The sequence below is a fragment of the Microbacterium xerophyticum genome, from assembly GCF_053543555.1.
Window position 1 is genome coordinate 87,821 of sequence record NZ_JBLVOB010000001.1, and the last position, 19,958, is coordinate 107,778.

General features: G+C 66.1%; 19 protein-coding genes. 13 read left to right on the forward strand and 6 right to left on the reverse strand.

Going from position 1 to position 19,958, the window contains the following annotated elements; translation table 11 throughout:
- Positions 1-42 precede the first annotated feature (42 nt).
- Genes ACNPNP_RS00450 through ACNPNP_RS00470 form a run of 5 tightly spaced genes read left to right on the forward strand, consistent with a single transcriptional unit; the run spans position 43 to position 5,294 of the window.
- Complete coding sequence (locus ACNPNP_RS00450; RefSeq protein ID WP_448964105.1) at positions 43-1,539, forward strand: sugar ABC transporter ATP-binding protein; 1,497 nt, start codon at positions 43-45, stop codon at positions 1,537-1,539.
- A complete protein-coding gene (locus tag ACNPNP_RS00455) occupies positions 1,539-2,558 on the forward strand; it encodes an ABC transporter permease (protein ID WP_448964106.1) in 1,020 nt (339 codons plus the stop codon). Before ACNPNP_RS00450 ends, ACNPNP_RS00455 begins: the two co-directional genes overlap by 1 nt.
- Positions 2,555-3,670, forward strand: a complete 1,116-nt coding sequence (locus ACNPNP_RS00460) for an ABC transporter permease (RefSeq protein ID WP_448964107.1) — start codon at positions 2,555-2,557, stop codon at positions 3,668-3,670. Before ACNPNP_RS00455 ends, ACNPNP_RS00460 begins: the two co-directional genes overlap by 4 nt.
- Positions 3,667-4,668: a dihydroxyacetone kinase subunit DhaK gene (locus ACNPNP_RS00465; RefSeq protein WP_448964108.1), complete on the forward strand. Its 1,002-nt coding sequence runs from the start codon at positions 3,667-3,669 to the stop codon at positions 4,666-4,668. The genes ACNPNP_RS00460 and ACNPNP_RS00465 overlap by 4 nt, the downstream gene beginning before the upstream one ends.
- Before the next feature lie 2 nt (positions 4,669-4,670).
- Positions 4,671-5,294 carry a DAK2 domain-containing protein gene (locus ACNPNP_RS00470; RefSeq protein WP_448964109.1) on the forward strand — a complete coding sequence of 208 codons (624 nt, stop codon included), beginning with the start codon at positions 4,671-4,673 and terminating at the stop codon, positions 5,292-5,294.
- 78 nt (positions 5,295-5,372) lie between these two features.
- On the opposite strand, the gene ACNPNP_RS00475 is transcribed toward ACNPNP_RS00470, so the two are convergent.
- The 4 genes from ACNPNP_RS00475 to ACNPNP_RS00490 are packed head-to-tail and all read right to left on the reverse strand — an operon-like array spanning position 5,373 to position 9,455.
- Positions 5,373-6,188 carry a BtpA family protein gene (locus tag ACNPNP_RS00475; RefSeq protein WP_366233464.1) on the reverse strand — a complete coding sequence of 272 codons (816 nt, stop codon included), beginning with the start codon at positions 6,186-6,188 and terminating at the stop codon, positions 5,373-5,375.
- Between the two features lie 51 nt (positions 6,189-6,239).
- The gene (locus ACNPNP_RS00480) at positions 6,240-7,169 is read right to left on the reverse strand and encodes a sugar phosphate isomerase/epimerase family protein (RefSeq protein WP_448964110.1); all 930 of its coding nucleotides are present in this window, start codon (positions 7,167-7,169) and stop codon (positions 6,240-6,242) included.
- A 1-nt stretch (position 7,170) separates the two neighbouring features.
- Positions 7,171-8,655 (reverse strand): FGGY-family carbohydrate kinase, encoded by a 1,485-nt coding sequence (locus ACNPNP_RS00485; protein WP_448964111.1) that lies wholly within the window; start codon positions 8,653-8,655, stop codon positions 7,171-7,173.
- Complete coding sequence (locus tag ACNPNP_RS00490) at positions 8,652-9,455, reverse strand: DeoR/GlpR family DNA-binding transcription regulator (RefSeq protein WP_448964112.1); 804 nt, start codon at positions 9,453-9,455, stop codon at positions 8,652-8,654. The genes ACNPNP_RS00485 and ACNPNP_RS00490 overlap by 4 nt, the downstream gene beginning before the upstream one ends.
- A gap of 229 nt (positions 9,456-9,684) precedes the next feature.
- Between ACNPNP_RS00490 and ACNPNP_RS00495 the strand changes: the two genes are divergently transcribed.
- The 4 genes from ACNPNP_RS00495 to ACNPNP_RS00510 all read left to right on the forward strand — a co-directional run bounded on the left by ACNPNP_RS00495 (position 9,685) and on the right by ACNPNP_RS00510 (position 13,901).
- Positions 9,685-10,485, forward strand: a complete 801-nt coding sequence (locus tag ACNPNP_RS00495; RefSeq protein WP_448964113.1) for an inositol monophosphatase family protein — start codon at positions 9,685-9,687, stop codon at positions 10,483-10,485.
- Positions 10,469-12,019, forward strand: a complete 1,551-nt coding sequence (locus ACNPNP_RS00500) for an FGGY-family carbohydrate kinase (RefSeq protein ID WP_448964114.1) — start codon at positions 10,469-10,471, stop codon at positions 12,017-12,019. Before ACNPNP_RS00495 ends, ACNPNP_RS00500 begins: the two co-directional genes overlap by 17 nt.
- The gene (locus ACNPNP_RS00505; RefSeq protein ID WP_448964115.1) at positions 12,016-13,137 is read left to right on the forward strand and encodes an aminopeptidase; all 1,122 of its coding nucleotides are present in this window, start codon (positions 12,016-12,018) and stop codon (positions 13,135-13,137) included. Before ACNPNP_RS00500 ends, ACNPNP_RS00505 begins: the two co-directional genes overlap by 4 nt.
- Before the next feature lie 98 nt (positions 13,138-13,235).
- The gene (locus ACNPNP_RS00510; protein ID WP_448964116.1) at positions 13,236-13,901 is read left to right on the forward strand and encodes a hypothetical protein; all 666 of its coding nucleotides are present in this window, start codon (positions 13,236-13,238) and stop codon (positions 13,899-13,901) included.
- 19 nt (positions 13,902-13,920) lie between these two features.
- Here the strand turns inward: ACNPNP_RS00510 and ACNPNP_RS00515 are convergent, their stop codons facing one another.
- Positions 13,921-14,589 carry an endonuclease/exonuclease/phosphatase family protein gene (locus ACNPNP_RS00515; protein ID WP_448964117.1) on the reverse strand — a complete coding sequence of 223 codons (669 nt, stop codon included), beginning with the start codon at positions 14,587-14,589 and terminating at the stop codon, positions 13,921-13,923.
- Positions 14,590-14,633: 44 nt separating this feature from the next.
- The gene (gene truA, locus ACNPNP_RS00520; RefSeq protein ID WP_448964118.1) at positions 14,634-15,485 is read right to left on the reverse strand and encodes a tRNA pseudouridine(38-40) synthase TruA; all 852 of its coding nucleotides are present in this window, start codon (positions 15,483-15,485) and stop codon (positions 14,634-14,636) included.
- Positions 15,486-15,538: 53 nt separating this feature from the next.
- On the opposite strand from truA, the gene ACNPNP_RS00525 reads away from it, so the two are divergent.
- The 4 genes from ACNPNP_RS00525 (at position 15,539) to glmM (ending at position 19,932) form a co-directional block, all read left to right on the forward strand.
- Complete coding sequence (locus ACNPNP_RS00525) at positions 15,539-17,416, forward strand: acyltransferase family protein (RefSeq protein ID WP_448964119.1); 1,878 nt, start codon at positions 15,539-15,541, stop codon at positions 17,414-17,416.
- A 181-nt stretch (positions 17,417-17,597) separates the two neighbouring features.
- On the forward strand, positions 17,598-18,044 hold the full coding sequence (gene rplM, locus ACNPNP_RS00530; RefSeq protein ID WP_448710886.1) for a 50S ribosomal protein L13: 447 nt from the start codon (positions 17,598-17,600) through the stop codon (positions 18,042-18,044).
- A 29-nt stretch (positions 18,045-18,073) separates the two neighbouring features.
- Positions 18,074-18,559, forward strand: a complete 486-nt coding sequence (rpsI, locus tag ACNPNP_RS00535; protein ID WP_426184849.1) for a 30S ribosomal protein S9 — start codon at positions 18,074-18,076, stop codon at positions 18,557-18,559.
- 14 nt (positions 18,560-18,573) lie between these two features.
- On the forward strand, positions 18,574-19,932 hold the full coding sequence (gene glmM, locus ACNPNP_RS00540) for a phosphoglucosamine mutase (protein ID WP_448964120.1): 1,359 nt from the start codon (positions 18,574-18,576) through the stop codon (positions 19,930-19,932).
- Positions 19,933-19,958 lie beyond the last annotated feature (26 nt).

Sequence of the window (19,958 nt, forward strand, 5' to 3'; positions counted from 1 at the left end):
CCAGCGACCTTCCGCGCAGAGCCACTAACAGAAGGCGTCCCTATGACATCCTCAGAACAGGTTCTGCAGGTTCGCGGCATCGTCAAGACCTATGGCGGCGTTCGTGCGCTCGACAGCGTTTCGCTGTCGTTGACATCGGGCGAGGTCCATTGCCTCGCCGGCGAGAACGGCAGCGGTAAGTCGACACTGATCAAGATCATCAGCGGCGTCGAACGCCCAGACTCGGGCGAGATCATCATCGGCGGTGAATCCCACGCGCACACGACTCCGAGCGGTGCCATCGCCGCGGGTGTCCAGGTGATCTATCAGGACTTCTCGCTGTTCCCGAACCTCACCGCTGCAGAGAACATCGCGATGCTGAGCGAGCTGGCGGATCGGCGGAAGCTCTCGTCGCGCAGGCGCATTCGCGCCGCCGCGGAGGCGATCGTCGCTGACCTGGGTCTGCACATCGACCTCGATGCTGATGTCGCGGATCTTTCCGTCGCCGACCGCCAGCTCATCGCGATCTGCCGTGCGCTGGTCGGCGAGGCGCGCGTGCTCATCATGGATGAGCCGACCACTGCCTTGACCCACTCCGAGGTCCAGCGGCTCTTCGCGATCGTGCGTCGCTTGCAGGAGCGCGGCGTGGCTGTCGTGTTCGTGAGCCACAAACTCGACGAGGTCCTGGCGATCTCGCAGCACGTGACCGTGTTGCGCAATGGCGCCGTCGTCGCATCCGGACCGGCCGGCGAGTACACAGCCCGCTCGATCGCCAAGTCGATGACCGGCCGGGATGTCAGTGAGGAGCGTCTGGTCGATGACCTTTCGACGGGTGGCGATCCGCTGCTGGTGGTCGAGGACCTCGGCAGGGAGGGCGCCTTCAGCGACGCCAGCTTCTCGCTCGCACGTGGCGAGATCCTCGGAATCACGGGACTTCTCGGATCCGGCCGTAGCGAGATCGCTGAGGCCCTGTTCGGCGTGGCACCGGCAGACACGGGGACCATCACTGTGAATGGCACGGAACGTCGCATCCGATCCATCGCGGACGGTGTCAACGCAGGGTTCGGATACGTTCCTGAGGACCGTCTGACCCAAGGGCTGTTCCTGGACAAGTCGATCGCCGACAACATGGTGGCGTCGTCGCTGGACAAGTACCGCAGCAAGACGCTGCTGCTCGATCGCGGGCGTATCTCTCGTTCGATGGCGGACCTGTTCTCGCGCCTGCGCATCAAGGCTCCGAACGTGCAGGCGCCGGTCCGGAGCCTGTCGGGAGGGAACGCGCAACGCGTCGTGATCGCGAAATGGCTCGATCGCAAGCCCTCGGTTCTCATGCTGAACGGTCCTACGGTCGGTGTGGACATCGGCTCCAAGGAGGAGATCTTCGCGATTCTACGAGAGCAGGCATCCGAAGGCATGGGGATCATCGTCATCTCGGATGACATCCCCGAGTTGGTATCGAGCTGTCACCGCGTGCTGATCGTCCGTGCCGGACGCATCGTGTCCGAGATCGCCGGAGACGAGATCGAAGTGGACAACATTCAGAAGAGGATGACCGCCTGATGAAGATACTGCGACGCCTTCGCGGCGCGAACAACGAGGGCGTTCTGGCCGCCGTCATCATCGTGGTGATCATCCTGATGTCGCTCGCCAGTCCGGCGTTCTTCACACCCAGCACCTTCTTCGGACTGGCCCGCAGTTCGCTGGTTCCGCTGGTCTTCGCACTCGGGGTGCTCCTGATCATGATCTCAGGGGGGATCGATGTCTCCTTTCCCGCGATCGCGATCTTCGCGGCCTACACGACGGTCGCGTGGGCGGATCAGGCCAGTTTCGACCCGACGATCATCGGAATCTTCGTCATCGCTCTCGTGATCGGAGCGCTCTGGGGCCTTCTCAACGGTGTGGTGATCGCGCGATTCCGACTCCCCACTCTGATCGTGACTCTCGGCACCCAGGGCATCATCAAGGGAATCCTGCTGACCTACATCGGGTCGACGTACATCTCCGCAGCTCGGCTTCCGGCCAGTGTCGCAGAGGCCGGCGACGCGCATCTGCTCGACGTTCCAGGGGCCGGGTACCTGCACGGCATGCTCGTACCGGTGATCATGATCGTCATCCTGGTCTGGTGGATGCTGAAGTACACGACCTTCGGCCGGAGCATCTTCGCGATCGGCGGCGACATCGAAGCTGCGCGACGCGTCGGAATCAAGGTGATCCGCACGCAGATCCTGCTCTACGTGCTCGTGGGCGCGATGGCCGCGTTCGGCGGAATGATCTTCGTGATCCTCGGGAAGAATGCCAACCCGCAGACGCTCGTCGGCACCGAGCTCGACATCATCGCCGCCGTGGTCCTGGGCGGCGCATCGATCTTCGGCGGTCGTGGATCGGTGCTCGGCACAGTACTCGGTGTCGTGCTTGTCCAGTTGATCAACAACAATCTGGTGCTCGTCGGTGTGCCCAGCACCTGGCAGCGTGCAGCCGTCGGCATTCTGCTGATCGTCGGAGTCTCAGTGCAGGCACTGGCGGCCATGCGGAACAGACGGAAACCCGTCGTGATCGAGGAAGAGGTGAGCCAGGCATGAGCGGCATCGACCCCAACGGCCTGAGCAGCGCCAACAAGAAGCTCGACGCAGGCTTCGCCGGCATCATCTCCCGCATACAGGTGCCGCGAGGCGCCGGGCGGATGGTGCTTCTGCTGGTTCTCACGTTCGCGCTGTTCACGATTCTGAACCCGCGAGTGTTCCTGAACCCGGTGAACCTTCAGAACATCGGCGTGGCATCACCGGAGATCGGCATCATCGCTCTCGCCATGATGCTGTCGATGCTGACTGGTGGCATCGATCTGTCGATCGTCGCGATCGCGAACGTCTCCGCGATAACCGTGTCCTCGCTGTACATCGCGATATCCGCTGGCGCAGGCGCGGAGACCGCCGAGTCGCTGGCGGTGGTGATCATCCTCGCAGGCGTCGCCATGGGGGCGCTTCTCGGCGCGGTGAACGGGGTGCTCATCAGCATCGTGGGCGTCACGCCGATCCTCACCACTCTGGGCACGATGCAGTTGTTCAACGGACTCGCGCTCGTGTGGACCGGCGGTGTGACGATCTCCGGGGCGCCCTCGGTGCTGAGGTCGATCGGCAAGGCGACGGTGATCGGCATCCCCGTCCTCTTCGTCATCCTTCTGATCGTCGCCGCGTTGATCGCCATAGTGGTCGACCGGACGCCGGTGGGACGGAAGATCCAACTGCAGGGAGCCAACCCCGTCGCCGCCCGCTACTCGGGAATCAGCGCACGGCGCACCTTGATGCTGACCTACGTCCTCAGCGGCCTGCTGGGCGGGCTTGCGGGGCTCGTGTTCCTCTCACGCAATCCCTCGGCCAGCGCCGACTATGGATCAAGCTACGTGCTGCTGGCGATCGTCATCGCCGTGCTCGGCGGCACGAATCCCAACGGCGGCTTCGCCACCGTGACCGGTGTGATCCTGGCTACCCTGACACTGCAGGTCGTCTCCAGCGGATTCACGGCGTTGCGGCTCTCCGCATATGAGTACGCCATCGCGCAGGGCGTGCTGCTGATCGCGGTGATGATCTTCGACCAGGTCAGAATACGTCGACGCCGACGAATATCTCCGGCGGCGACGAGCGAGACGGTGGCCATTGCCACCGAGAACCGACGAAAGGACAGGAACCCGTCGTGAAGAAGATCATCAACGCCCCTGAGGCGTTCGTGGACGAGTTCGTCGAGGGAATCCTCGCGGCGCACCCGGACCTGGTGAAGACCCCGGGTGACGACATCCGGGTGCTGGTACGAGCCGATGCTCCGCGCCCAGGGCGCGTGGGCATCGTCACGGGCGGCGGCTCCGGCCATCTTCCCCTGTTCAAGGGCTACGTCGGTATGGGGTTGTGCTCCGGTGTCGCCATCGGCAACGTGTTCAGCTCGCCCAGTTCGGAGCAGATCTTCGAAGCGACGAAGGCGGTGAACGGCGGCGCCGGCGTGTTGTACCTGTACGGCAACTACGGCGGCGACGTGCTGAACTTCGACCTGGCGGCTGATCTTGCCGATCTCGAGGACATCACCACGCGCACGGTCGTCGGCCGTGACGACGTGGCCAGCCAGCCCAATGAGCGCAAGCTCGATCGCCGAGGCGTGGCCGGCATCATCTTCGCGTACAAGGCGGCAGGTGCCGCGGCCGAGCGTGGCGACTCTCTCGAGGAAGTCGTCGCCATCACCGAGGATGTCGTCGAGCACACCGCCACGATGGGCATCGGTCTCGCGCCGACCATTCTTCCGACCACGGGCAAGCCGAGCTTCGAGCTCGGTGACGGCGAGATGGAGATCGGCATCGGCATCCACGGCGAGCCTGGCAGCCGCCGGGGGCCGCTGGAAACGGCGGATGAGATCGCCGACCACGTCCTCGCCGCACTCGTCGAAGACCTCGGTCTGAAGGCCGGTGCCCGTGTGGCCGTCATGGTGAACGGGCTCGGCGCCACGCCGCTGGAGGAGCTCTATGTGCTCTACCGTCGTGCGCATCAGATCCTCTCAGGTCTCGGCATCGAGATCTCAAAGAACTATGTGGGCGAGTACGCGACCAGCCTCGAAATGGCCGGGGCATCCATCTCGCTGCTCGAATTGAACGATGATCGTCTCGCGCTGCTCGAAGCACCCGCGAAGTCGCCGTTCTTCCAGGAAGGTTGATCATGGAAGCAGAACGACTAAACGCCCGCATCCGTGGGAGCCTCACCGTACTCATCGACTCCGCCGACGAACTGCGCGATCTCGATCAGGCACTGGGAGACGGCGATCTGGGTATCACCGTCTCCGCAGGATCCGCGGCGGTGATCGCGGCGCTCGAACAGCTCCCTCCGGACGCGACTCCGGTCGACATCGCGCGGGCGAGTGCAAAGGCCTTCGCGAACGCCAATCCATCGACCATGGCTGCGCTCGTGGCGGGTGCGCTGCTGGCAGGGTCGCGAGTGTGGGCGGATACCACCGATGTGACGATCGCAGATGCGCAGGCATTCGCTGCTGCTGCCGCCGCCAGCATCGCGCAGCGCGGCAAGACCCAGGTCGGCGACAAGACCATCCTCGACGGACTGGCTGCCGTGGCGGATTCCCTCGTGGATCAGAACGATGCCGACGTCGCGTTGGATGCGGCGATCGCCGCCGCCGCGAATGCTGTCGAGAGCACCAAGGACCTCCAGTCGCGACGCGGCCGAGCATCCTGGCTGCAGGAGCGCAGCATCGGCATCGCCGATCCGGGAGCAACAGCGTTGCAACGGTTCGTCGAGTCCTGGAAGATCGCGGGACAGACGACGGAGTAGACCACGCGCATGGCGGGTGACGCCCGCAGATGAAGAAGGCCGGAGCAGTTGCGCTCCGGCCTTCTTCATCTTCTCTCCTCAGAGCGTGGCGCGAAAGTCGTTCACTGCGGAGACGAGCTCCTGCACGCGCTCGACCTTGGCACGGTTCTCGAACTTGCCGTCCTCCTTGAAGAAGGTGCCCATGACTGCGCCGTCGGCGATCGAGAGCTGCTCAGCGACATTCGAAGGACGCACTCCGGTGTTCACGAACACCGGAGTGTTGCCGGCGACGTCTTTGACCACTCGAAGCGCCTGCGTGTCTGTGGGAGCGCCGGCCGTCAGACCGGAGACGCAGAGCGCATCTGGTGCAGCGACGAAGACGGTGCTCTGGGCGATCGAACGAAGATCTCGTTCTGCGAGGTAGGCAGCCGATTCCGGGACGATGTTGAACAGCATCTTCACGTCCCCCGCGCCGATACGTTGGCGGTAGCGCGCGATCTCCCCGACGTTGGTGTTCCACAGGCCGAAGTCCGAGGCGTAGACGCCAGTGAAGATCTCACGCACCCACTGCGCGCCTGTCGCGACAGCGAGGTCGATAGAGGCCTGGCCGTCCCAGAGCACGTTCACGCCGTACGGCGTCGAAAGGTCCGGCAGTAGCTCGCCGATGATGCGAGCCATCGTGATCGCAGTGATCGGCTCCGTCTTGGTGAGGTACGGCAGGCTGAACTCGTTCGAGATCATGACGCCGTCCACCCCGCCGGTCTGGAGCGCATCGAGCTCCTCGCGAGCCCGGTCGACGACGGCGCGAACGCCTGCCTTCGAGTCGTATCCAGGATCACCCGGCAGCGCCTCGAGATGCAGCATGGCGATGATCGGCTTGGGGGCGGTGAAGACGTCATTGAGCCAGGTGGCCATGAGGGTCCCTTTCTTCGGTGGTGCGGTGTTGGATTGGAGAGGCACGGAGGGCTACGAGGCGTGCTGCTCGATGCCGTCTTGCCAATAGCGGACGCTCTCGACAAGGTCTGCGATGACCTGATCGTCGTCGGCCTCGTGGGCGGGGATCACTTCGAGGTGCACCTCGATCTCCGGTGCATCCCACGTCAGGAGCGCCGGGATCACCTCATCGCGGTGCACAAGTCCTGTCGCGTTGTTCGCGGCGGTGAATGCGGCGTGATGGTCGCCACCGCGCGGAGACTGCTGCAACTGGATGATCGGCGCGTTCTGCCACCCCTCGTTCAACCACGCAATCGGCTCGTCGCTGGGAGTGCCTGTGTGCAGGGCGGCCGGGTGCCCGAGATCCAGGCACAACCGCCAGGGGGTGACGCAATCGGACAGGGCGGCTTCGAGCTCGTGGCTCTCCGAGATGGAGTACCCGGGCTCGCGCGCCAGCGCCAGGTTCTCGAAGAGGAGATACTGCAACCCGGCGTCGGAAGCATGATCGCTGATCCTGGTCAGATGTTCGATGAGTTCCGATCGGAGGCCGTCGCGGCGAGTGGCGTCGCGGAAGGAGGCGACGGTGAACGCTCCGATGTGCCCTCCCACGCCGTCGGCGCCGATGCGAGCCGTCAGGTCGATCATCCGGCGATACCAGCCCTCTGCGGCTGCGCGCTCGGACGGTGTGTCTGCGAGCAGAAGATTCGATGCATATGCGGCCAGCCCGGTGAACACACTGCGCACCCGGATGCCGTGAGCCTCTGCGACTTCGCGAACTTCGTCAGCGTGAGTCTCCACGGCGCTCTCGGAGGCGGACGGCGGGAACAGGTCCATGCTGAACTGCACGTCCGACAATCCGAGCTCGTCGCTCACGATGCGTGCCCACTGCTCGGGACGCGACCATCGTTTGACCGCGAAGCAGGTGTTGATCCCGAGGGTGATCTGAGGCGATGAAGTTGCCATCTCAGCTCCGGCTTCTTTCGGCGATTCGGTGGGATATCGGAGTCAGGGTCGTACCGAGCTCCCGCCAGGTCTCGTACGCGTCGTCGTAGATCGCGCGGCGTTCCTGGTCAGGCAGGACTGGATCGCCGAATCGGACGAAGGCGCTGGCGGCATCCCACGAATCCAAGGCTCCGATCGCGCGGGCCGCGACAAGCGCAGCCCCGAGGGAGGCACCGGGATGGTCGATGACCGGGAACAGTTCGGTACCGAGCACATCTGCGTGGATCTGCTTCCACAGGGTGGACCTGCTGCCTCCGTTCGTGATCCTCGCCAATGCCATCGGTATTCCGATCTCACGGAAGATCTCGGCGTGGTGGCGGAATCCGAACGCGATCGATTCGAGAACAGATCGATACATGTCTGCACGTGTGTGTCCGAGGTGCAGTCCGGCGAATGCGCCGCGAAGCTTCGGGTCGTGCAGCGGAGACTTCTCGCCGAGAAAATACGGCAGACACAGGATGTCGGCGGGAGTGCGGTCTGCAGCCTCGGCGTCGAGCTGCAGCAGGTCGGTGCCGCCGACGAGCGCCTGGAACCAGCGGATCAGACTGCCGCTGGTCGCCATGCAACCGTTCGGCAGCCAGGTATCCGGACGAGGGTGAACGTCGAGATAGAGCCGGGCATCGGCGACCGGGGTGCTGCTCGCGACGAGGATATCCCCGGCGCCACCCAGCTTCACCAGCCAGTCGCCGGGTTTCTCGACACCGGCTGCGAATGCGGAGAGGACGTGATCTGCGCCTCCCACCACCAGATGAGCGGAGCGGGGGAGACCGGTGGCGTCCGCGATACGACCGCTCACCGAACCGACGACGGTGCCCGGCGCGGCGATCGGTGGGATCAAGGAGGGGTCGAAACCGGCTGCCTCGACGACCGCGGGCAGCAGACTGCCGTCGAGCGCGAACAGGCCGGACTCGATCGCCCAATTCTGCTCGACGTGAACGTCGGCGCCGAGCTGAGAGAGGATCCAGTCGTATGAGCCTTGGATGCGCATGGTGCGCGACCAGGTCTCCGGCTCATGCCGCGCGAGCCAGAGCAGGGTCGGGGCGACCGATTGCTGCGTGACCTCTGAGCCTGTCACCGCGACCAGGTCGATCGAAGCCGTCGCATCACGGATCTCTTCGATCTCGCGCGTCGCGCGAGCGTCGTTCTGGAGGATCGCCGGACGCACAGGCTCGCCTGCACCATCCAGGGCAAGCACGGCGGGAACCATGCCAGAGGTCGCGATGGCGGCGATCTCGGATGGGTCGATACCGGAGACCGAGACGACCTCGCGGATCGATTCGACGACGTTCGTCATCCACTCGGCGGGATCGGCCTCGGCGAATCCTGGGTGCGGGCTGTGCAGCTGGGAGGGGCGCGTCGTCTGCGCGACGATACCTGCGGTGGGCGCGAACAGCACCACCTTGGTGCCGGTCGTGCCGATATCGACGCCGATGATGTGGCCGGTCATGACTCAGCACCATGCGAGCCGTCCGGTGGCCCCGGAATCGTGACGACCGAGACACCGGCCGCGGTGGCCGTCGTGAGAGCGAGGGCATCGGGCGCGGCATCCGTGACGATCATGTCGGCGGATGCGAGTGGAGCGATGCTGCTCAGCTGCGCTCGACCGACTTTCGAACGGTCGGCAAGGACGATCAGCCGGTCGGATGCTTCGATCGCGGCACGTTTCACCGCGCTCTCGTCGCGGTGGTAATCCGTGAAGCCCCGGTGGGGATGGACTCCCGCCACGCCCATGATGAATGTGTCGCAGTTGTAGCGACGGAAGCTTTCGATGGCTTCGATGCCGATGAGGCTCAGTTCCCCTGGGCGCAGGAGCCCACCGGTGAGCAGGAGCGTCGTATCCGGTTCCGATCGGAGTTCGGTCGCGACGAGCAGGCTCGGCGTGACGATCGTGAGCCCCAGACCGCGCCCTCGAATGGCCTGAGCAACCGCGAGAGCCGTGCTTCCGCTGTCGAGCACGAGCGTCTCGTGCGGGGACAGCTGTGAGACCGCATACTCGGCCACGTGCTTCTTGCTCGCGACATCGAGGCCGGCACGAGCTTCGAAGGTGGGCTCGGAGATCTTATTGACGGCGATGGCACCGCCGATCACCTTCCGGACGAGTCCTTCGGATTCCAGCACGTCGATGTCACGCCGAACAGTCATCTCGGAGACGCCGAACTCCGTCGCCAGTCTGGCGAACTCGATCTCGCCGTCTGCGAGGAGTCGCTCGCGGATCCGCTGGGTGCGACTGTTTCCTGCCTTGACCACGCGCCGGCCTCTCTCGATCCCATCAATGTGAATTAATCACATCCGAGATCAGTGTTACATGGTTGAGTCGCTCGCGTCCAGTCTTCAATCAGAGTCGTGACACGGAGTCGAAAGTGTGACATCTTGTGTGTACGGCGGCAATCACGGCGTCCACCCGTGACGTCGTATGATGAGATTAGTTCACACCTTGATGCATGTAGAGACGTGAATTCGTAACAGGAGGCGAGTGATGATCATGGACAAGAGCACTCCGACGCCTCGGGAGTTCCGGACTCTGGCGATCGAGGCTGCACGGTTGGGAAGCGCGGCGCTGTCGCATGGTTCGGCGACCCGCGATGCGATCAGCAAGGGGATACCCGGCGACGTCGTGACAGAGATGGACCGAGCGGTCGAACTGCGCATCCGTGCGCATCTTTCCGATCGCCGTCCGAACGATCGGATCGTCGGGGAAGAGCTCGCGGATTCCGGGAGCGGCGCAACGGGTCTCGAGTGGTTCATCGATCCGATCGACGGCACCAGCAACTTCGTCCATGGGCTGGCCCTTCACTGCACTTCCGTCGCGGTCTACGACTCTGAACGCGAGCGCTGGATCGCGGGGGCGATCGCTGTGCACTCCGACGAAGCCGTGTACGCCGCCGCAGCCGGCGACGGTGCGCAGAAGATGCTCGCGGACGGGACCGTCATCGAGCTGGATGCCACGCCTGCGCCCGGCAACCCTCGTCTGCTCGGGGTCGGGCTGTCATACGACCCGGACGTACGAGCTCGTCAACTCGACGACATCAGCGCCCGTATGTCGGACTACGACGACATGCGCAGCCTGGGGACGGCCGCTTTCGCCCTATGCCTCGTCGCGGAGGGCGTGTTCGCCTCCTTCGTGGAGACGGACCTGTTCGTGTACGACTGGGCAGCCGGGGCGCTCATCGCAGAGGAGAGCGGCGCAGTCGTCGAGCGCCCACGCGGTCTCGGGAGAGGGCCCATCATCGCGCACGGACGGCCAAGCGGAGAGGATCGCGATGCGCGCAGGCGTTGACGACACCCGGCCCGCGGCACGGGGTTTCGTCCTCGGAATCGACATCGGGACGTACGAGGCCAAAGGCGTGCTGGTAGCGGCCGACGGAAGCGTCGTCGCTCAGCACCGTCGGCCGCACTCGGTGCTGACTCCACGGCCAGGCTTCGTGGAGCACGATCCTGACGCGGTGTGGTGGGGCGGTTTCGTCGAGATCGCCCAGACGCTCGTGCGTGAGTCCGGGGTGGCATCGTCAGATGTCAGAGCAGTCGCAGTCAGCGGGATCGGCCCCTGCGTGCTGCCGATCGATGAGGACGGTGAGCCGTTGCGCGACGCGATTCTTTACGCCGTCGACTCCCGGGCCCAGACGCAGATCGATGAACTGAACGACGTGTACGGCACCGAAGAGATCATCGGACGTTCGGGGACTCCGCTGAGTTCGCAGTCAGCCGGGCCGAAGATCCTGTGGATCGAGAGGAATGAGCCGGAGGTGTTCAGCCGTTCCGCACGATTCGTCACGTGTCAGACGTTCCTGGTCGGCAGACTGACCGGTCAATGGCGCATGGATCACGCCACCGCGGCTTATTTCCATCCTTTCTACGACCGCCGTCTCATGGAGTGGAATCTCGACGGTGCACCATCCGCGCTTCGCAGGGATCAGCTGCCTGATCTCGCATGGTCCAGCGAGATCGCCGGGCATATCCGTGCGGATGGAGCGGAGGCGACGGGGCTCGCCATTGGAACGCCGGTACTCGTCGGGGCACCGGATGCCGTGGCGGAGGCACTGAGCGCCGGCGTCGCGGAGCCCGGTGACATGATGATCATGTACGGGTCGTCGCACTTCATCATCGAGGTGCTCGAGCATGCGCACAGCTCGAGCGCATTGTGGCCGGCGCCCTTCCTTTTCCCTGGCAGCCACCTGGCGGCGGCCAGCCTGCCGACGGCCGGCAGCTTCACGCGATGGTTCGCGAACCTGCTGGACCCGGTTGCAGGCGGTAGCGACGAGCTCTATTCCGCGCTGGCCGATGCCGCGCAAGCATCCCCGCCGGGTGCTCGAGGCCTGCTCGCCATACCGTTTCTCAGCGGGGATCCGAATGTGCGCGGCGGCTTCGTCGGCCTCACGATGCAGCACTCGCGTGGCGACATGGCCCGTGCAGTGGCGGAGTCGATCGCACAGGGCGTCGCTCGGGTCATCCGTCGATTCGACGAGGACGGCCTGCGGCCGAGCCGCGTACGCGCCGTCGGGGGTGGCACGAAGAATCCCGTATGGACGCAGGCGGTCAGTGACGTCACGGGCATCAGCCAGGAGGTGGTTCCTGGCCTTGGAGCCTCGTACGGCGATGCGATGCTGGCCGCGTTGGCAGTCGGATTCATCGACGACGTCGAAGGCGTCGCGTCGTGGGCCCGTGTGCACACGACGGTGCGACCGCGCGCTGACCTGGCCGGTCTGTACGCAAAGCAGGGCGCAGCCTTCGACATCCTTGACACCGCCTCGAGAGACATCGTCGCAACGCTGGCTGTAGACGACAAACAAGAAGGTATGGAGAACCGCGCATGAGTGACATCGCATCCGATCCCCGTTGGAAGGACTTGGCCGAGCACCTCGCCGAGCGTCTGGCGATCGCAGATGGCGATCGCGTGAGCATCTTCGTCAATGACGATTCGGCGCTGCAGGCCGCGCATGCACTCATTCGCACTGCGCTGCGCCGCGGAGCGTCGGCGCAGACCGTGTACCAACCGGAGCTGGCGGATGTCGAAGAGCTCGCGCACTCGACGCTTGCACAGATCGTCGAGCCACCCGCGGTGGAAGCCGCGGCGATGCGGTGGTCGACGGTGCATGTCTCTTTCCGCTCGATGCTGTGGCCCGAGGAATCCGAAGAGGCGAAGCCGGAAGACTTCCCTGAGAGGCTCGCAGCGCAACGGCAGGCGAAGGGAGCGATCTCCACCCTGCGTTGGCAGAACACGCGCTGGGCGATCGTGCGCATCCCCACACCGCAATGGGCATCTCAGATCGAAGTGGCGCCGAACGTGCTGCTCGATGAGTTCTTCGCCGGTGCGCTGGACGATTGGGATGCTGCGAAGGCGAGGTGGCAGTCAGTGTGCGAAGCGATCGACACCGGAGACACCGTGAGGATCACGTCGCCGGACACCGACCTGCGCCTCGGTATCCGCGGGCGCACAGCCGCGCTGTTCGCAGGCGAGGCCAACCTCCCCGACGGCGAAGTCGCGACCGCTCCGGTCGATGACCAAGTCGACGGTCACATCACGTTCCCTGGAGTCACGGTCTTCGCCGGCGAGTTGTTCGAGAACCTGTTCCTGCGGTTCGAGTCCGGGCGAGTGGTGGAGGTTCGGGCGGACCAGGGCGCGGAGGTCGCTCGCGCGCTCATCGACACCGACGAGGGATCGCACAGGGTCGGCGAATTGGGTATCGGGCTGAGCAGCACGGTGCAGCAGTGGACCGGCGATCTGTTCATCGACGAGAAGATCCTCGGCACCGTTCACATCGCGCTCGGACGCGCGTATCCGCAGTGCGGTGGAATCAACGAGTCCACGCTGCATTGGGACATCGTGAAGGACCTGCGCGTGGACGCGCCCGGTGGCGCAGGAACGCTGACCATCGACGATCGCCCGATCGTCGACGCGGGTCGCGTGGTGTGGCCGGAGCTCGTCGAGTAGATCGCCGCGCTAGTCGACGGCTGCCGTGATAAGGATCGGGCGGTGGTCGCTGGAGCGCGCCTTCGTATGCAGCCCCCGGCAGTCGATAGCATGACAGCGTGAATCGCTCTCGCATGTCCATGGTCGTCGCCGTCATCGCCGCCACGACCGTCATCCTCGCGGGCTGCGCGGGCGGCGCACCGACCACGGATCCGCCAGAGTCGCCGGCTTCGGAGACGCCGTCGGCGGCACCGACGACAGACGTGGAGGCGCACCTCGTGGTGGCGATCGACGGCATCACGTACGTCGACGAATCGGGCACCCAGACGGCGCCATACGACGATGGCGACGCCGTGCTCGCGCTGTTGGAGAGCGCGACAGGCGATCTCCCCGATCCCGAGCCCGTCGAGGAGATGCCCGGCTACGAATCAGACCGGGAACGCTACAGCTGGGACGGTCTGTGGGTCTCGGTCGACGTGAACCTGGACGGATCGTTGAGCCTCGCTGTGACCGGCGCGGAGGTCGACGGAATCCCGGTGGCCACGGAAGAAGGACTCAGCGTCGGTTCGACGCGACAGGAACTCATGGACGCCGACGCGTGGACGCTCACCGATCAGGAGGATGCGGCGACAGCCGAATACCTCGGGGTCGGTGGCGAAGAGGTCCCAGGGACGCAGTCGCTCTCCCGACCGGGGCAGGTGGGGATCCTGTTCGTGCTGCACCACCTCGACGGCGACGTGGTGAAGCAGATTCAGGTTCCCGCGAACGACTTCAGCGACCTCTGAGCTGCGGCGTTAGGTCGCTCTAGTCGACGGCTGCCGTGATCAGGATCGGGCGGTGGTCGCTGGAGCGCTGCGGCAGCGTCTGGATCCGGTCGATGGTGAAGCCGTCGGACGTCGCGAAGTCGTAGTGGCCCTTGAACACGCGGTAGCGCGTGTAGGTGCGCTCGTCGCTGAGGGTCAGCGTGTAGCCGTGGTCGCGGATCGTCTGGCCGAGGTTCTCCTTGAACACCGGGTAGTTGTAGTCGCCCACCATGAGCACGGGCGCCCCGTGCGCCATGGACTCGAGCTCCGTGAGCGCGGCGCGGATCTGGTTGCGGCGCAGCGAGTTGAGTGCGGTGAGCGGCGCCGCGTGGAACGACGCCACGATCAGCTCGCGGCCGTTGTCGATGTCCTGCAGATGGACGCCGAGCACCCGCTCGTGCGCCGGCTTCAGCACGCGATCGTGCAACGACTTCTTCAACCCGAAGGTGCGCATCGCCAGGAGCCGGAACGTGTTCATGCGGTAGTAGAGCGCCAGACCGAGGCGGTTCCCCTGAGTGGCATCCGCCAGCGCGAGTCCGCCGATCTCGTCGGGCAGGGCCTCGACATCGCACTCCTGCAGGCACAGGATGTCAGGCTCGTGCTCGGCGATGAGCTCCGCGAGTTCGGTCGCCGCACGATGCTTGCGCAGGTTGTAAGAGATCACCTTCATCTCTGCCAACGCTACTGCGTCCGTCTGAACCCGAGGTGTCGAAATCAGTCCGAGTTGTCGCTGTCGCGCCGCGCGCGGGTCTGCTCGGCGCGCACGCCCAGCAGCTCGTCGGCGGGGTAGCCGACCTCGGTGAGAGTGAGACCGCGCGCCGCGAGCACCTTGAACTCGCTGGTGCGCTCGAGCGCGTCGCGCAGCACCACGAGATCGTCCACGTCGAGTCGCTGCTCTCCGACGGCCACGCACGCGCCGACAAGCGCCCGCACCATGCTGTGGCAGAACGCGTCGGCCTTCACCTCGGCGACGAGCACACCCTGGCCGTCGCGCTGCCACCGGTAATCCAGCAGGGTGCGGATCGTCGTGGCACCCTCGCGGGGTTTGCAGTAGGCGGCGAAGTCATGCAGACCGATGAGGGTCTGCGCCGCGGCATCCATCGCCAGAGCGTCGAGCTCGCCCCGAACGCTGGTGGTGTCGAGCCGCCTGGCCGGATCGTAGCCGGCGATCTCGTCGGCGAGCCGGTAGCGGTACCGGCGCCAGACGGCCGAGAAACGCGCGTCGAAGCCGTCGGGCGCGAACGACGAGCGATGCACCGTCACGTCGGAATACGCTCCGAGCACTCCGCGGATGCGTCCGGCGATCGAGCCCGCCGGGTCGTGCGAGCTGCGTCCGTGCCTCGTGAGGATCCGCGACCACTGCTCGTCGTCGAGGTCGACATGCGCGACCTGACCGGCGGCGTGCACCCCCGCGTCGGTGCGCCCGGCGACGACGAGCCGTACATCAGAGCCGACGATGCGGGCCAGCGCTGCCTCGAGCGTGCCCTGCACGGTGCGCAGTCCCGGCTGCGTCGCCCACCCGCGGAACTGCGTGCCGTCATAGGCGATGTCAAGCCGTATTCGCACGAAGGCCAGCCTAGACTGGAATCTTCGGTCACGAGCCGTCCCTCCTCCTCACCATGACGCCCATTCACTCCACTCCTCGACGTTTCGCGGGACTCGACGGCCTGCGCGCGGTGGCGGTCATCCTCGTGGTGGCGTTCCACCTCTTCCCCTCCTCACCGGTGCGGTCGGGCTTCGTCGGCGTCGACGTGTTCTTCGTGATCAGCGGGTTCCTGATCACATCGCTGCTGCTGCGTCCTTCGCGTCTCGGACCGCTCGGATCGCCCCGTCGACTGATCGACTTCTGGCGCCGACGCGCCCGGCGGCTGCTGCCGGCACTCGCGCTCGTGATCACGGTGTGCGCGACGGCGGCATGGATGCTGGGCGGCGATGTGCTCGTCGGCATCGGCCGGCAGGTGCTGGGCGCTGCCACCTTCAGCTACAACTCGCTCGCGGTCGCGGGCGGCAGCGACTACTTCGCGGCGACGGCGCCCGAACTGTTCCGCAACGTCTGGTCGCTGGCGGTGGAAGAGCAGTTCTATGTGCTGTGGCCTCTGCTGCTTCCGCTGGTGCTGCTGATCCCAGGGCGGTGGACGCGCGCGGCGCTCATGCTCGTCGCCGCGGGCGGATCGGCATGGTGGATGGCGGCGCTGGTCGCCGGCGGCGACGTCACGCGCGCGTACTTCGGCACCGACTCGCACGCGTTCGGTCTGCTGCTGGGCATCGCCCTCGCGCTCGCCGCAGCGGACATGCCGGAGAAGGAATGGATGCTGCGGCGCAGCGCGCAGGCAGGTTCGATGCTCCTCGGGGTGGTCGGGCTGGCAGCCGTCGTCGTCGCCGCGCTGGCGCCGGAGGACGCTGCCATGACGGGCGTGCTCGTGCTCGCCTCCGTCGGAACGGCGCTCGCGATCTTCGCGGGCACGTGGCCCGGGTCCTGGTGGGGGCGCGGCCTCGACGTCGCACCGTTGCGGTGGATCGGGGAGAGGTCGTACGGCATCTATCTGTGGCACTGGCCCGTCCTCGTGCTGGCTCTGGTCGCCACGCAGGGGACCGGCCCCGAGGCCGGAGTGCCGGTGGTGACGGGGGCGGCTGTGCTCGTGGCGTCGGTCGGGGCGGCAGCGCTGTCGTACCGCTTCGTCGAACAGCCGCTGCGTCGGTACGGATTCCGGCACGCCTGGCGCGCACTGCGACGGAGGATCTCCGGCCGTCCGATGATGCGCCTCGCCGGGGTCTCAGCACTGGGACTCGGTGTCGTCGCCGCGGGCGGAACAGCGGCGGCCATAGTGACCGCGCCGCCGACGACGTCCGCGGCCGCGGCGATCGCGGCGGGGGAGCAGGCCATGAGGGATGCCGCGAAGACGGCGCCGGACGAGTCGGACAGTGAGCCGGAGCAGATCGAGATCCCCGACGGGACGGAGATCACGGCGGTCGGCGACTCGGTCATGCTCGCATCCGCGCCGTCGCTGTACGAGCAGTTCCCCGGCATCGAGGTCGACGCCGAAGTGTCCCGCTCGATCTGGGCGGGCCCCGACATCCTCGACGACCTCAAGTCACGGGGAGAGCTGCGCGAGAACGTGGTGGTGGCGCTCGGCACGAACGGCCCCGTCGACTGGGGCGTACTCGAGCAGATGTCGCAGGTGGCGGGGAAGGACCGCAACCTGATCCTCGTCAATGCGCACGCGCCGCGCGACTGGATACCCGGTGTGAACGCCGACCTCGCGGCCTTCGCCGACAGCCACCGCTCGGTGTGGGTCGCGGACTGGTCCGGCGCGATCGCACCGCACACCGAACTGCTCGCCGGTGACGACATCCATCCGGGCGAGGCCGGCGGCGACGTGTTCGCCGATTCCGTCGTGAGCGCGCTGGAGCGGGCGGAGAAAGACCGCATCCGCGCCGAGAAGGACGTCGAACGGGCGCCGTCCGGGCGCGCACACCACGTTCCGTTCCCGGAATGAGGGTCGCGCGGCGGGCACGATTCCCACATCAGGCGAAAATGCCGTAGGCTATCCCTTTGGTACTCGACTGCAGAGTGCCGCGAACGTGAGCCCTCCACTGGCGTGTTCCGAGCAATAGCGAAGAACCACCCCGGAGTGGGATTCACGAACTCCTCCGTTCGAACAAGAAAGCAGCACTATCGTGACGCGCACTTACACCCCGAAGGCCGGGCAGATCCAGCGTGACTGGGTCGTCATCGACGCCAATGACGTCGTTCTCGGTCGCCTCGCCTCGCACGCCGCAGCGCTCCTGCGCGGCAAGCACAAGGCCACCTTCGCCAACCACCTCGACTCGGGTGACTTCGTCATCATCATCAACGCCGACAAGGTCGCGCTGACGGGTCAGAAGCTCCAGAAGAAGATGGCGTACCGCCACTCGGGCTACCCGGGTGGTCTGTCGAAGGTCTCCTACGAGGAGCTCCTCGAGAAGAACCCCATCCGCGCTGTCGAGAAGGCCGTCCGCGGCATGCTCCCCAAGAACAGCCTCGGTCGTCAGCAGCTGACCAAGCTCAAGGTGTACGTCGGTGCCGAGCACCCGCACGCCGCTCAGCAGCCCACGACGTACACCCTCGACCAGGTCGCCCAGTAAGCGCCGCTAAGACCCCTAAGGATATTCTCGTGGCTGATACTCAGGACACCACCGAAACCCCTCAGAACTACTCGACCTCCAGCCCGGAGACGGTCGAGACCGAGGCGGCTCCCCGTCCGGTTCTCAACGTTCCCGGCGCAGCCGTCGGCCGTCGCAAGCAGGCCATCGCCCGCGTGCGTCTGGTCCCCGGCTCCGGCGTCATCACGGTCAACGGCCGTACGCTCGAGGACTACTTCCCGAACAAGCTGCACCAGCAGCTGATCAACGACCCGTTCACGGTGCTGAACCTCCAGGGCGCGTACGACGTCATCGCACGCATCTCCGGTGGCGGCGACTCCGGCCAGGCCGGCGCACTGCGTCTCGGCATCGCCCGTTCGCTGAACGGCATCGACGCGGAGAACAACCGCGCGACCCTCAAGAAGGCCGGCTTCCTCTCTCGTGACGCTCGCGTCATCGAGCGCAAGAAGGCTGGTCTCAAGAAGGCCCGCAAGGCGCCTCAGTACTCGAAGCGTTAAGCACGAGAGCCCCGATGCCGCTTTTCGGCACGGACGGCGTTCGAGGACTTGCCAACGGCATCCTGACCGCCGACCTCGCGCTCACCCTGGCCCAGGCGACAGCAGTCGTCCTGGGCCAGGGCCGCACCGCGGAAGCCCGCAAGTCCGAGGGAAAGCGACTGTCCGCAGTCGTCGCCCGCGACCCGCGCATCTCCGGTGAATTCCTCGTGGCGGCAGTCTCTGCCGGCCTCGCAGCATCCGGTGTCGACGTCCTCGACGCCGGTGTCATCCCCACCCCGGCCCTGGCGTTCCTCGTCGCCGATCACGATGCCGACTTCGGCGTCATGGTCTCGGCGTCGCACAACCCCGCGCCCGACAACGGGATCAAGATCTTCGCCCGCGGCGGCGTGAAGCTCCCCGACGAGGTCGAGCAGCGCATCGAAGCCGCGATGTCCGGCGAGAAGCTTCTGCCCACCGGTGCCTCCGTCGGTCGCATCGAGCGTTTCTCCGACGCGGAGGACCGCTACGCCCTGCACCTGCTGGGTTCGCTGCCGCACCGGCTCGACGGCATCCACGTCGTCCTCGACTGCGCGCACGGCGCAGCATCCGGTGTCTCGCCCGAGACGTTCAACGACGCCGGCGCTGAGGTCACCGTCATGGGTGCTGAGCCCGACGGCATCAACATCAACGACGGCGTCGGATCGACCCACCTCGACAAGCTCGCGGAGGCCGTCGTTCGTCTCGGCGCCGACGTCGGCATCGCCCACGACGGCGATGCGGACCGCTGCCTCGCGGTCGACGCGAACGGCAACATCATCGACGGCGACCAGATCATGGCCATCCTCGCGGTGGCGATGAAGGAACGCGGACACCTCACGGACGACACGCTCGTCGCCACGGTGATGAGCAACCTCGGTCTGCACCGCGCGATGGAAGCCAACGGCATCACCGTGCGCCAGACCGGCGTCGGCGACCGCTACGTGCTTGAAGACATGAACGCCGGCGGCTACGCCCTGGGCGGCGAGCAGTCCGGTCACGTGATCATGAGCGAGTTCGCGACGACCGGTGACGGCGTTCTGACGGGCCTGCACCTGGTCGCCGAGATGGCGCGCCAGAAGAAGTCGCTCGCCGAGCTCGCCTCGGTCATGACCGTCTTCCCGCAGGTGCTCATCAACGTGCGCGACGTCGACAAGGACCGCTGCGCCGATGACGAGGGCGTGCAGGCGGCCGTCGCCGCCGTCGAGGCAGAACTCGGCGACACCGGACGCGTGCTTCTGCGCAAGTCCGGCACCGAGCAGCTGGTGCGCGTGATGGTCGAGGCGGCGGATGCCGAATCCGCTCAGTCCTACGCACAGCGTCTCGCCGACGTGGTCAAGGAGCGCCTCGCGCTCTAGCGGTGCGCCCGGGACGCGCCCCGCGC

Excerpts from the sequence above, each read along its gene's own strand:
- ACNPNP_RS00450 (WP_448964105.1), top strand. The coding sequence starts at position 43 with ATGACATCCTCAGAACAGGTTCTGCAGGTTCGCGGCATCGTCAAGACC.
- ACNPNP_RS00455 (WP_448964106.1), top strand. The coding sequence starts at position 1,539 with ATGAAGATACTGCGACGCCTTCGCGGCGCGAACAACGAGGGCGTTCTG.
- ACNPNP_RS00460 (WP_448964107.1), top strand. The coding sequence starts at position 2,555 with ATGAGCGGCATCGACCCCAACGGCCTGAGCAGCGCCAACAAGAAGCTC.
- ACNPNP_RS00470 (WP_448964109.1), top strand. The coding sequence starts at position 4,671 with ATGGAAGCAGAACGACTAAACGCCCGCATCCGTGGGAGCCTCACCGTA.
- ACNPNP_RS00475 (WP_366233464.1), bottom strand. The coding sequence starts at position 6,188 with ATGGCCACCTGGCTCAATGACGTCTTCACCGCCCCCAAGCCGATCATC.
- ACNPNP_RS00480 (WP_448964110.1), bottom strand. The coding sequence starts at position 7,169 with ATGGCAACTTCATCGCCTCAGATCACCCTCGGGATCAACACCTGCTTC.
- ACNPNP_RS00485 (WP_448964111.1), bottom strand. The coding sequence starts at position 8,655 with ATGACCGGCCACATCATCGGCGTCGATATCGGCACGACCGGCACCAAG.
- ACNPNP_RS00495 (WP_448964113.1), top strand. The coding sequence starts at position 9,685 with ATGATCATGGACAAGAGCACTCCGACGCCTCGGGAGTTCCGGACTCTG.
- ACNPNP_RS00500 (WP_448964114.1), top strand. The coding sequence starts at position 10,469 with ATGCGCGCAGGCGTTGACGACACCCGGCCCGCGGCACGGGGTTTCGTC.
- ACNPNP_RS00505 (WP_448964115.1), top strand. The coding sequence starts at position 12,016 with ATGAGTGACATCGCATCCGATCCCCGTTGGAAGGACTTGGCCGAGCAC.
- ACNPNP_RS00515 (WP_448964117.1), bottom strand. The coding sequence starts at position 14,589 with ATGAAGGTGATCTCTTACAACCTGCGCAAGCATCGTGCGGCGACCGAA.
- ACNPNP_RS00525 (WP_448964119.1), top strand. The coding sequence starts at position 15,539 with ATGACGCCCATTCACTCCACTCCTCGACGTTTCGCGGGACTCGACGGC.
- glmM (WP_448964120.1), top strand. The coding sequence starts at position 18,574 with ATGCCGCTTTTCGGCACGGACGGCGTTCGAGGACTTGCCAACGGCATC.